3 protein-coding genes are annotated in these 13,065 nt (G+C 72.0%); 2 read left to right on the forward strand and 1 reads right to left on the reverse strand.

The annotated features are described in order from the left end of the window. Positions 1-40 precede the first annotated feature (40 nt). Positions 41-10,912 carry an SDR family NAD(P)-dependent oxidoreductase gene (locus ACFWJW_RS19080; protein ID WP_387242470.1) on the reverse strand — a complete coding sequence of 3,624 codons (10,872 nt, stop codon included), beginning with the start codon at positions 10,910-10,912 and terminating at the stop codon, positions 41-43. Positions 10,913-11,646: 734 nt separating this feature from the next. On the opposite strand from ACFWJW_RS19080, the gene ACFWJW_RS19085 reads away from it, so the two are divergent. Next, a complete protein-coding gene (locus tag ACFWJW_RS19085; RefSeq protein WP_387242301.1) occupies positions 11,647-12,018 on the forward strand; it encodes a hypothetical protein in 372 nt (123 codons plus the stop codon). 2 nt (positions 12,019-12,020) lie between these two features. Continuing rightward, complete coding sequence (locus ACFWJW_RS19090) at positions 12,021-13,031, forward strand: ACP S-malonyltransferase (protein ID WP_387242304.1); 1,011 nt, start codon at positions 12,021-12,023, stop codon at positions 13,029-13,031. Positions 13,032-13,065: the final 34 nt, after the last annotated feature.

Raw genomic sequence — 13,065 nt, forward strand, 5'->3', positions numbered from 1 at the left:
CCCCCTCAGGCTGGAAAGAAAGTGTTGGACAGAATCGCGGTCAGGACTTTCCGAACTCCTGGTCGAAGAAGTCCAGTAGTTCATCGGCGGAGGCATCCCGGATATCGCTGTGTGTTTCGCGTTGATCCGTTGCCGAGCCGCCGTCGCGATACCTGCTCAAGGCCCGCTCGAGGCGTTTCGTGATGGTCGTTCGTTCACGGCTTTCCGTTTCCAGCGTCAGCAGAGCGTTTTCCAGCTTGGTGAGCGTCGCCAGCGCCGTGGCGACCGCATCGGGTTCGTCATCGATGAGCCCGGTGAGAATGTGGTTGGCCAGCGCCGCGGAGGTCGGGTAGTCGAACACCAACGTGGCCGGCAGCCGCAGCCCGGTCGCCGCATGGAGGCCGTTGCGCAGCTCCACCGCGGTCAGTGAATCGAAGCCCAGCTCGCTGAAGCTCTGATCCGCGTTGACCATGTCGGCGCCGGAGTGCCCCAGCACCATGGCCGTGTGGTGGCGCACCAACTCCAGGACCATGGCGGCGCGTTCGGCGGCCGGTACCTCCACCAGCCGGTCGCGCAGGGACTTCGCCGAGGCGGGCCCGGCACTCACCGTACGGCGCACGGGGGCGCGGACCAGGCCGCGCAGGATCGCGGGCACCTCGCCGGCCGCAGCGGCCTTCCTGGCGTCCAGCGCGACGGGGATCACCACCGGCGTTTCGGCGGCGCCCACGACGTCGAACAGCGCCACGCCCTCCTCCGAGGACATCGGCGGCAGCCCCTCCCGGTTCATCCGCCGCAGATCGGTGTCGGTGAGCTTCCTGGTGAGGTCGCTGCGCTCGGACCAGAGCCCCCAGGCCAGTGACAGCGCGGGGAGGCCCTGGGCGTGCCGGTGCTCGGCCAGCGCGTCGAGGAAGGTGCTCGCCGCCGCATAGTTGGCCTGGCCGGGCGCGCCGAGCACCCCGGAGGCCGAGGAGAACAGCACGAACGCCGACAGGTCCAGGTCCTTGGTGAGTTCGTGCAGATTCCAGGCCGCGTCGACCTTGGGCCGCAGTACGGTCTCGATCCGCTCCGGGGTCAGCGCGCCGATCAGTCCGTCGTCCAGCACCCCGGCGGTGTGCACCACACCGGTCAGCGGCGCGTCCGCCGGGATCCCGGCGAGCAGTGCGCCCAGCGCGTCCCGGTCGGCCGCGTCACAGGCGACCACCTCCACGTGGGCACCGAGCGCGGTCAGCTCGTCCCGGAGGCGCGGGGCTCCGTCGGCTGCCAGGCCCCGGCGGCCGGCCAGGATCAGCCGCTTCGCACCGTGCTCGGCGACCAGGTGCCGGGCGACCAGACCGGCCAGCATGCCGGCGCCACCGGTGATCAGCACCGTGCCGTGACCGGCCCAGACGGGTTCCCGGTCGGCATCCACCGGACCGAACCGGGCCAGCCGGGGAGCGGAGGCGGCCCCGCCACGCAGCGCCAGTTGCGGTTCCGCCTCGGCCAGCAGTCCGGGCAGGGCCCGCAACGACGACGCCTCGCCATCGAGGTCGGCGAGCACGATCCGGCCCGGGTTCTCGGACTGCGCCGACCGCACCAGACCCCAGACGGGAGCGAGTGCGAGATCCGGGCTCGGCTCACCGGACACGGCGACCGCGCCCTGGGTGAGGACCACCAGTTTCGCGTCGGTGAACCGGCTCTCGGCCAGCCAGGTCTGCACCGTCCCCAGCACCTGGTGCACCGCCGAGCGCACGGTGTCCGGCACCGCACCGGAACCGGCAGCCGGGACCGGCAGCAGCACATACTCCGGCAGCGTGTCCTGCTTGCCGAGCACCGCCAGGTCCGCCGCGGTGCCGGCCTCGATTCCGGCAGCACGCAGGGCACCCGCGAACTCGTCGGCGGCGGGCCCGATCACGGCCAGGGACGTCTCGACGACTCGGCCGGAGAGGCTGGGCAGCTCCGTCCAGTCCAGCCGGAAGACCGCGTCCCGGCCACTGCCGGCGGCCCGCAGCTGGTCGGCCGAGACCTCACGCATGACCAGCGACTCGACGGTTGCCACGGGTGCCCCGGTGGCATCGCTCACCTCGACCCGCACACCACTCTCGCCGGCCTTGCTCAGCCTGGCGCGCAGCGCGGTGGCGCCCACCGCGTGCAGCTGGACCCCGGTCCACGCGAACGGCAGTCCCGGCCCCTCGTCGCCATGGGCTTCGCCCAGGCCCACGGTGTGCAGCACCGCGTCGAGGAGCGCCGGGTGCAGACCAAACCGGCCCGCCTCTCCGACGGCTTCCTCGGGCAGGGCGACCTCCGCGAAGATGTCCTCCCCGCGCCGCCACGCCGCCCGCAGCCCCTGGAACACCGGGCCGTACTCGTAGCCCGCCTCGGCGAGTTCGCCGTAGAACCCGTCCACCGGGACGGCTTCCGCACCGGCAGGCGGCCAGGACTCCGCGCCGCGCGCGGCCGGCGCGCCGGTGCCGACGGCCAGCACACCGGTGGCATGCCGGATCCACGACTGGTCGGCCGCCGCTTCCTCGTCGCGGGAGAACACCGCGAGGCTGCGGCGCCCGTTCTCGTCGGGCTCACCGACGGTGACCCGCAGCTGCACCCCACCGGTCGGCGCGATGATCAGCGGGCTCTCCAGAGTGAGCTCCTCCAGCAGGTCGCAACCCACCTGGTCCCCGGCACGGATGGCCAGTTCGACCAGCCCGGTGCCCGGCACCAGCACCGTGTCGAGCACGCGGTGATCGGCCAGCCAGCGGTGTGTGGACAGCGACAGCCGCCCGGTGAACAGGAAGCCGTCCGAGTCCGGCAGCGCCACCGCGGCACCGAGCAGCGGATGGTCCGCCGCGCCCAGCCCCACCGAGGACACATCCCCGGCGCCGGACGAGGTCTCCAGCCAGTAGCGCTGTCGCTGGAAGGCGTAGGTGGGCAGGCCGATCCGCCGTCCGGCCGGCAGCAGCGCCTTCCAGTCGACCGGGACGCCGTGCGTCCAGAGCCGGCCCAGCGATTGCGCGAACCGGGACCAGCCGCCTTCGTCGCGGCGGAGGGTGCCGGTCACTACGACCGGGGTGCCGGACTCCTGTGCCGTGTCCTCGATGCCCGGGGTGAGGACGGGGTGCGCGCTGCACTCGACGAAGACGCCGTGCCCGTCAGCCAGCAGTGCCTGGACGGCTTCCTCGAACCGTACGGTGTTGCGCAGGTTCTCGAACCAGTAGGAGGCGTCCAGCTCCTCGCCGGAGACCACTGACGCACTCACCGCCGAGTAGAACGGGATCCGGCCCTGACCAGGGCGTACCTCGGCGAGAACCGTCGCCAGCTCCTCGCGCAACGACTCGACCTGGGCGCCGTGCGAGGCGTAGTCCACCGGAATCGTCCGGGCCCGCACCTCCTGCTCGGCGCACTCCGCCAACAGCTCCTGCAAGGCATCGGGTTCACCCGAAACCACCGTGGCGGACGGCCCGTTGAGGGCGGCCACGGACAGTTGCTCACCCCACCTGGCGATGCGCTCCTGTACGGCTTCGCGGGAGCCGGCGACCGACACCATGCCGCCGCGACCGGCCAGCACACGGCCGATGGCCTGACTGCGCAACGCCACCACCCGGGCGCCATCACGCAGCGACAGAATGCCCGCGACGCAGGCCGCGGCGATCTCGCCCTGGGAGTGGCCCACCACGGCTGCGGGCACCACGCCGCAGTCCTCCCAGACCGCGGCCAGTGACACCATCACCGCCCACAGCGCCGGCTGCACCACGTCGACCCGCGTCAACGCGTCCTCGTCGGACAGCACCTCGTCCAGCTTCCAGGACACGAACTCCGACAGCGCCGCACCACACTCGGCCATCCGCCCCGCGAACACCGGTGACGTGGCGCGCAGTTGGTCCGCCATGCCGAGCCACTGCGAGCCCTGGCCAGGGAACACCAGCACCGCACCCGAGGCCGCCGTGGCCGCCACACTGCCGTGCACCACACCCGCAGCATCCAGGCCGGCACCGGCAACCCCACCGGCGAGCCCGCGCACGCCGCTGAGCAGCTGATCCCGCTCAGCGCCGACCACCACGGCCCGGTGCTCCAGCTCCGCCCGCGAAGCCATCAGCGAGAATCCGACCTCGGCCACGGACAGCTCCGGGCGCTGCGTCACAAAGGACGCCAGCCGGTCCGCCTGCGCCGCCAACGCCTGCTCCGAGCGCGCCGACAGCACCCACGGCACCACCCCGGACGGCGCACCGCCACCCGGTTCCACGGTCTCCGGCTCAGCCGCCGGGGCCTGCTCCAGCACCACATGCGCGTTCGTGCCGCTGATGCCGAACGACGACACACCGGCCCGCCAGGGTTCACCGGTCTTCGGCCACTGCCGGAGTTCGGTCAGCAGCTCGACGGTGCCGGCGGACCAGTCGACGTGCGGGGTGGGCTCATCGACATGCAAAGTCTTCGGCAACAGGCCGTGCCGCATGGCCAGCACCATCTTCATCACCCCGGCCACTCCGGCCGCGGCCTGGGTGTGCCCGATGTTGGACTTGACCGACCCCAGCCACAGGGGCCGGTCGGCCATCCGCTCCCGGCCGTACGTCGCTATCAGCGCCTGGGCTTCGATGGGGTCGCCGAGGGTGGTGCCGGTGCCGTGGGCCTCCACCGCGTCGACCTGATCGGCGGTCACCCCTGCGTTGGCCAGGGCCTGTTCGATGACCCGCTGCTGCGAGGGGCCGTTCGGTGCGGTGAGGCCGTTGGAGGCACCGTCCTGGTTCACCGCCGTGCCCCGGACCACCGCCAGGACGGTGTGGCCGTTGCGCCGGGCGTCCGAGAGGCGCTCGACCAGGACCATGCCGACGCCCTCGCCCCAGCCGGTGCCGTCCGCCGCGGCGGCGAATGCCTTGCAGCGGCCGTCCGCGGACAGGCCGCGCTGCCGGGAGAAGTCGACGAAGGTGTCCGGAGTGGACATCACCGATACGCCTCCGGCCAGCGCCAGGGTGCATTCCCCGGTGCGCAGCGCCTGGATGGCCCAGTGCAGGGCGACCAGTGAGGAGGAGCAGGCCGTGTCGACGGTCACGGCGGGGCCTTCGAAGCCGAAGGTGTAGGAGACCCGGCCGGAGAGGACGCTGCCCGCGCTGCCGGTCCCGACGTAGCCTTCGAGGTCCTCGGGGATCTGGCCGCTCGGCGGTGCGTAGTCGTGGTAGCTCACTCCGGCGAACACGCCGGTTTTGCTGCCGCGCAGGGTGGTCGGGTCGATGCCGGCGTTCTCGAAGGTCTCCCAGACGGTCTCCAGCAGGATCCGCTGCTGGGGGTCGGTGGCCAGCGCCTCACGCGGGTTGATCTCGAAGAAGCCCGCGTCGAAATCGGCGACGTCGTAGAGGAATCCGCCTTCGCGGGTGTAGGTCTTTCCGCTGCGGCCGGGGTCCGGGTCGTAGATGCCCTCGACGTCCCAGCCGCGGTTCTCCGGGAAGTCGCTGATGGCGTCGCCGCCGGAGACCAGCAGGCGCCACAGGTCGTCGGGGGAGGCCACCTGGCCGGGGAAACGGCAGCCCATTCCGACGATGACGATGGGGTCGTCGTCGGCCGCCGGCGCGGTGGAGCGCACGGCGACGGGCGCGGCCGAGGTGCCGCCGAGCAGCTGTTCCCGCAGGTGCCGGACCAGGGCGACGGGGGTGGGGTAGTCGAAGACCAGGGTCGCGGAGAGGCTCAGACCGGTCGCGGTGTCCAGGCGGTTGCGCAGTTCTACGGCGGTCAGGGAGTCGAAGCCGAGGTCCCGGAAGGCGCGGGAGGTCTCCACCGCGCCGCCGCCGGCGTATCCGAGGACCAGGGCGATCTGGGCGGTGACCAGGTCCATCAGGGCCCGGTCCTGGTCGGTCTGCGGCAGTCCGGCCAGCTGCTCCCGCAGGGAGTCGCCGGTGCCGGCCCCGGCCGCCGCGGCGGCGCGCCGGCGGAACGGCACCAGGCCGTGCAGCATCGGCGGGAAGTCACCGGTGACGGCGAGGACGTTGGTGTCCAGGCGGACGGGTACGACCAGCGGTGCGCCGGAGCGGACGGCGCCGTCGAACATCCGCATGCCCTCGTCGGGGGTCTGCGCCACGATGCCCTTGCGGGCCATGCGCCGCAGGTCGTTCTCGCCGAGTCCGCCGGCCATTCCGCCGCCGTCCTGCGCCCACAGGCCCCAGGCCAGCGAGACGCACGGCAGGCCGAGGCCGTGGCGGTGTTCGGCCAGGGCGTCGAGGAAGGCGTTGGCCGCCACGTAGTTCGCCTGTCCGGGTGCGTCGAAGACGCTGCACGCGGCGGAGAACAGGATGAATGCGGACAGGTCGAGGTCGCGGGTCAGCTCATGGAGGTTCCAGGCCGCGTCGACCTTGGGCCGCAGCACCTTGTCCATGCGCTCCGGGTTCAGCGAGGCGAGGACGCCGTCGTCCAGGACGCCCGCGGTGTGCACGACGCCGGTCAGCGGGGCGTCCGCCGGGACGGTGGCCAGCAGGGCGGCCAGCGCCTCCCGGTCCGCGGTGTCACAGGCGGCGATGGTCACCCGGGCGCCGAGTGCGGTCAGCTCGTCGCGGAGTTCCGCGGCGCCTTCGGCGGCCATGCCGCGCCGGCTGGTCAGCAGCAGCTGCCGGACGCCGAGGTCGGCCACGAGGTGGCGGGCGGTGATCGCGCCCAGGCTGCCGGTGCCGCCGGTGACCAGCACGGTGCCGTCCGCGGTCCACACCGGCTCCGGTTCCCGCTCGGGGGCGGGCAGTTGGGCGAGGCGGGGTGCCGAGACCAGACCACCGCGGATCGCCAGCTCCGGTTCACCGGCGCCGGCCACGGCGGGCAGCACGTCCAGGGACCGGGTGTCGTCGTCGATGTCGACGAGGACGAGCCGGTCGGGGTTCTCCGACTGCGCGGAGTGCACCAGGCCCCAGGCCGGGGCCGTCACCAGATCGACGGGTTCCTCCGCCACCGAGACCGCGCCGCGGGTGAGCACCACGAGCCGGGTGCCGGCGAACCGCTCCTCGGCCAGCCACCACTGGAGGCGGGCCAGCAGCTGATGGGTGGTTTCCCGTACGGCCTCGGGCACGGCGCCGGCGGTGGCCCCGATGACCGGCAGCACCACGGTGTCCGGTACCGGGGCGTGGGTGTCGTCCGGGTCGAGGACGGAGGCGCCCAGGGCTGCGGCGAGGGCGGGATCGTCGCCGAGTACCGCCCAGGAGCCGCCGGTCCGTTCGGCGACCGGGACGGGTGTCCAGTCCAGCCGGTAGAGCGAGTCCGAGGGGTCCGCGTCGGTGGCGAGTTCGCCGGCGGTCACGGCGCGGCGGGTGACCCGGTCCACGGAGGCGACGACGGCGTTGTCGGCGTCGGCGGCCATTACGGAGAAGCCGTCCGCACCGGCCGGGGAGATCTTGACGCGCAGGGTGGTGGCGCCGACGGCGTGCAGCCGGAAGCCGGTCCACGAGGCGGGCAGCCGGGGGCCGTCGGCGGCGGTCTCGGCCCGGCTCAGGGTCTGGAGCACGGCTTCCAGCAGGGCGGGGTGCAGCCCGTAGGTGTCGGCCTGGGCGGCCGGTTCGTCGGGGAGGGCGACCTCGGCGTACAGGTCCTCGCCGCGCCGCCAGGCCGCGCGGACGCCTTGGAAGGCCGGCCCGTAGCCGAAGCCGGTCGCCGCCAGCTCGTCGTAGAGCCCCTCCACCATGAGGGGTTCGGCGGCGGCCGGGGGCCAGGAGGTCTCCGGGAAGGCGGGCGCGGGCGCGGTGCCCCCGGCGGCGAGGACACCGGTGGCGTGCCGGGTCCAGGGCCGGGTGTCCTCGGCGTCCTCGGGCCTGGAGAACACCGCGAGTTCCCGTCGGCCGTTCTCGTCCGGCGCGTCCACGGTGAGCTGGATCCGCACCCCGCCGCGGGCGGGCAGGACCAGCGGGTCGAGCGTGGTCAGTTCCTCGATCAGCGTGCAGCCGGCCTGGTCACCGGCCCGGACGGCCAGCTCGACGAGGGCGGAGCCCGGCAGGACGACGGTGCCCAGGACGACATGGTCGGCCAGCCAGGGGTGGGTGGTGAGGGACAGCCGGCCGGTCAGGAGGAAGCCGTCGGAGCCGGGCAGCGGCAGCACCGCGCCGAGCAGCGGATGGTTTCCCGCCCCGAGCCCGGCGGAGGTCACATCGGCGCCTCCGGCGGCCCCCTCCAGCCAGTAGCGGCCGCGCTGGAAGGCGTAGGTCGGCAGGTCCACCCGCCGGCCCCCGGGCAGCAAGGCGGCCAGGTCCACGCGGACGCCCCGGGTCCAGAGCCCGGTCAGCGCCTTCAGCAGTGCCTCGGGGTCGGCGAGCGGGGTCCGCAGGCTCGGCTGGAAGGTAACGGTGTCGTCCTCGGGCAGGCAGTCGCGTCCCATGGCGGAGAGCACGCCGCCGGGGCCGAGTTCGAGGAAGGTGGTGACGCCGTCGGCGTGCGCGGCCTGGATGCCGTCGTGGAAACGGACGGCTTCCCGGACGTGCCGCACCCAGTACTCCGGGTCGCGGAGTTCGGCGGGGTCGGCGAGCCGGCCGGTCACATTCGAGACGACCGGCAACCGGGGCTCGGCGTAGGTGAGTTGCTCGACGACCGTGCGGAACTCCGCCAGCATCGGCTCCATGAGCGGCGAGTGGAAGGCATGGCTCACCCGCAGCCCCTTCACCTTCCGGCCGCGCGACTCCAGGACCGCGACCACCTGCTCCACCGGCTCCGCGGCACCGGAGAGCACCACCGAGGCCGGTCCGTTCACCGCTGCGACACCGATCTGCTCGCGGCCCTCCAGGAGCGCGCGCACCTCGTCCTCGGCGGCCGCCACCGACACCATCACGCCGCCGCTCGGCAGGGCCTGCATCAGCCGCCCACGGGCCGCGACCAGCTTCGCCGCGTCCGCCGGCGACCAGACACCCGCGAGATGGGCAGCGGTGACCTCACCGATGGAGTGGCCCAGCAGTACGTCGGGGACCACGCCGTAGGACTCGACGAGCCGGAAGAGGGCGACCTCCAGCGCGAACAGTGCCGGCTGCGCGTACTGCGTCTGGTGGAGGAGTTCCTCCTCGCCGCTGCCGGGCGTGGCCCAGACGACCTCGGTCAGCGGGCGCGGCAGCAGGCCGTCGAACTCCGCGCACACCTCGTCCCAGGCCCGTGCGAACACCGGGTACGCCGCGTGGAGTTCACGGCCCATGCCCAACCGCTGTGCGCCCTGGCCGGTGAACAGCGCGGCGAGCCGTCCCTCGCTCACGGCCCGGGACTGTGCGGTGTCCTCGGCCAGTGCCCGGAGTCCGGCGAGCAGTTCTTCCCGGCCGGTGCCGGTGACCGCCGCGCGATAGTCCAGTCCGGCGCGCGTGGTCACCAGCGAGAAGCCGATGTCGACCGGGTCCAGCTCGGGACGGGACGCCACGTGGGAGGCCAGACGCCCGGCCTGAGCGGCCAGTGCCTCCCGGGACCGTGCGGACAGCACCCACGGGACGAGCCCGGTGCCGGACGCCGCGGTGGCCGGTGCGTCCTCCGGGTCCGTCGGCTGTGCGTCGTCCGACTCCGGCTCCGGCTCCGGCTCCGGTGCCTGCTCCAGGACGACATGCGCGTTGGTGCCGCTGATCCCGAAGGAGGACACGCCCGCCCGGCGGGGGTGACCGGAGTCCGGCCACTCGCGTGCCCGGGTGAGCAGCTCCACCGAACCGGCCGACCAGTCCACATGCGGCGAGGGCTCATCCACGTGCAGGGTCTTCGGCAGCATCCCGTGCCGCATGGCGAGCACCATCTTCATCACCCCGGCCACGCCCGCGGCGGCCTGGGTGTGCCCGAGGTTCGACTTGATCGAGCCCAGATAGAGCGGCTGTTCCTCCGGCCGGTCCTGTCCGTACGTGGCCAGCAGTGCCTGGGCCTCGATCGGGTCACCCAGCTTCGTGCCGGTGCCGTGGGCCTCCACCGCGTCCACATCGCCCGTGGACAGCCGGGCGTTGGCCAGCGCCTGCCGGATCACCCGCTGCTGCGCGGGGCCGTTCGGCGCGGTCAGCCCGCTGCTCGCGCCGTCCTGGTTGACCGCGGAGCCCCGCACCACGGCAAGCACCGGATGCCCGTTGCGCCGGGCGTCGGACAGCCGCTCCACCAGCAGCACACCGGCGCCCTCGCCCCAGCCGGTACCGTCCGCGGCCGCCGCGAACGACTTGCAGCGGCCGTCCGCCGCGAGACCGCGCTGCCGCGAGAAGTCGATGAAGGTCTCCGGGGTGTACATCACGGTCACCCCGCCGGCCAGCGCCATGCTGCATTCGCCGGCCCGCAGGGCCTGGATCGCCCAGTGCAGCGCCACCAGCGAGGAGGAGCAGGCGGTGTCCACCGTCACCGCTTGGCCCTCCAGGCCGAAGAGGTAGGCCACCCGGCCCGAGACGACGCTGGAGTCGGCACCGTTGCCCTGGAACGCCGCGATGTCCTCGGCGACGCCGGAGACCCCGGAGCCGTAGTCGTGGTACATCACGCCGGTGAAGACGCCGGTCTTGCTGCCCCGCAGCGAGGTCGGGTCGATGCCAGCACGTTCGATGGCTTCCCAGGACACCTCCAGCAGCAGCCGCTGCTGGGGGTCCATCGCCACCGCCTCGTGCGGGGAGATGCCGAAGAATCCCGGATCGAATTCCGCCGCCCCGTGGAGGAATCCGCCCTCCCGGGTGTACGAGGTGCCGACGTGCTCGGGGTCGGGGTGGTACAGCGAGTCCACGTCCCAGCCGCGGTCGACGGGGAACTCCGAGACGCCGTCGGTCCCGGCGGAGACCGCGTCCCACAGTTCCTCCGGCGAGGACACCCCACCGGGATAACGGCACGCCATTCCTACGATGGCGATCGGCTCGGACTCTTTCCGCTCGGTTTCGGTCAACCGGGCCCGGGTATCCCGAAGCTCAGCCGTTGTCCGCTTGAGGTACTCGAGCAGCTTTCCCTCGTTGTTCGCCACCGTATTCCACTCCACTGAATCGGTCGGAGGACCTTTACGTCGATGACACCGAAAGACACCGAACGCCACGACACCGGTACGGCGCACACGGCGGCGGCAGTCCCTGCCGCGCCGGATGCCGCATCATTCGCCCTGATGAGGGCGCGCATTGAGGCCGAGCAGTCGGCTTCCCAAGAATTCCAAGCTCGACAGATCCCCCTTCGACTCACTGCGGGCCACGCTACGGAATCGCCGGTGGGTACTCCAACCCCTAGCCGTCCCCTAAGGAATATCGCGCAACCCTGAGACAAGGGTGGGGCGATGTGGGCTGATCAGGGGTTGATACCGGCGGTCCCGGTCGGGGTCGCGGTGAATTACCCGGTGTACGGGTGTGAAGCGGAGAAGTTCCGCGCGTGGATACGGGTCGCAAGGAAGGTCGGGTGGAGAAATACCGGCCGCTGCTTCCGCGTGCTCCAGGCCCCGCCGGCGACCCCACGGCCGTACCGTTCAGCAGCGACGGCGCGGCCTTTTCCCCTGCTCACGGCAGTAACGGAGGTACGTGGGCGGCCCTTGGACACCAGGGCCGGGAACGACTGAAGCGCACAATCCCACTTCTCTTGCGGCTGCCAGGTTAGAGCCGGGATCCACGCGCCGGCTACCCCTATCCGGTACCCCCGAACCCCCTAATTTTGCGCCATGCATCGGCGTCCGATTGCTCATCACATCGGTGACAGGCGCGGAGCGGACCGGATACGCTGAAGCCGCTGCGGCCGTCATCCACAACGGTGTTGACGACCGCGGCACGACACAAGGGGAGGATTCATATGCCCAGGGGGGCGGCCCGCTTCCGGGTCCTCGCGTTAGCACTGGTACTGCTGACCGTGGGATGCACGGACAAGGGGCATTCCAATAAAGCGACCGATCTCAAGGACAAAGCCTCGGCCTGTGTGAAGGCACTGCGGATCGTCGATCTGGTGCCGGACCCGAAGAAGGCCGAGGACTACGAGAAAAAGGGCAAGGAATTACGCGAGCTGGCGAAGGACGTACGCGACCGTGATGTCGCGGCGGCCATGCGCCAGGTGGCCCATCAATATGGCATGGCACGAACGGAGGCCGCGCGCGATTTCGGCCGGGTGGCGGTATGGGTCAAGGCAACCGTCACCAACATCAAAGCACTGAAAAAGGTGTGTGCCTGACCATGGGGCAGACTGAAGCGCGAGCCGGGGACTCCCCCGTCGCGCCGGCCGTCGAGCGGGACTCCGGTGCGGCGCCGCGGACCGCCGTACTGTTCCCCGGCATGGGCCGGTTCGATTTCGCGAGCGCCGGCCGGTTCCTGGTGCTCGACCGCTATGCCCGCGCCCGGCTCGCGGTCGCCGACGAGGTGCTCGGCTTCTCCGTACTGGAACGGTTCCACGACGCCGGCGCCGACTACTCCGAGTACGCCCAATTGGCCTTTCTGATCGCTTCGCTCGCCGCCGCGGACCGGGCCGAGGACCGGTTCGGTATGCGGCCGGACGTCTGCGCCGGAGCCAGCTTCGGCCAGAAGGCAGCGGCCGCGTACGCCGGTTCGCTCGATTTCCCCGATGTCCTACGGATGACGGCGGAGCTGGCGCGCTGCGAGAAGGAGTACTTCACCACCGAGCACTCGGATGTGGTGACCCACGCCGTTTACCGCGTCCCGGACGAGGAGTTCCACGCCCTGCTGGACGAAATGCGGGCACGGGGCGACTGGTTCGAGATCTCCGGCGAGCTGGACCGCGGGTTCTACATGGTGTCCCTGCCCGAATCCCGGCTGGAGGATTTCATCCGGGCGGTGCGGGACCTCGGCGGATACTCGATGTACACCATGCGCCCGCCGGTGCATGCCCGTGCGTTCGGCGCGCTGCGCCGCAAGGCGGAGGCCGAGGTCTTCCCCCAGTACCGGATCAAGGCGCCCCGGCTCCCCGTCATCTCGGACGCCGACGGCACGGTCGTGGACTCCGCCGAGGCGATGCGGACCCTGCTGCTGGACACCTTCGACCGGGCGATCCACTGGCCGGCCATGGTGACCTCGATGGTCGCCCTCGGCGTGGACACGCTCCATGTCACCGGCGCCGACGACATGTTCCACCGGCTGAACTGCACCTCCCGCGCCTTCGACGTCCTCACGGTCAATCCGAAGAACGCCCTGCGCCCGGGACCACCGAAGCTCCGGAGCCGGGCGGCCTGAGACGGGCCGCCTGAGGCCGCGCCCCCTGAGGCCG

It is taken from the genome of Streptomyces sp. NPDC127097 (assembly GCF_042724075.1).
Classification (GTDB): Bacteria; Actinomycetota; Actinomycetes; order Streptomycetales; family Streptomycetaceae; genus Streptomyces.

Coding starts and splice junctions, on each gene's coding strand:
- ACFWJW_RS19085 (WP_387242301.1), top strand. CDS start 11,647: ATGCCCAGGGGGGCGGCCCGCTTCCGGGTCCTCGCGTTAGCACTGGTA.
- ACFWJW_RS19090 (WP_387242304.1), top strand. CDS start 12,021: ATGGGGCAGACTGAAGCGCGAGCCGGGGACTCCCCCGTCGCGCCGGCC.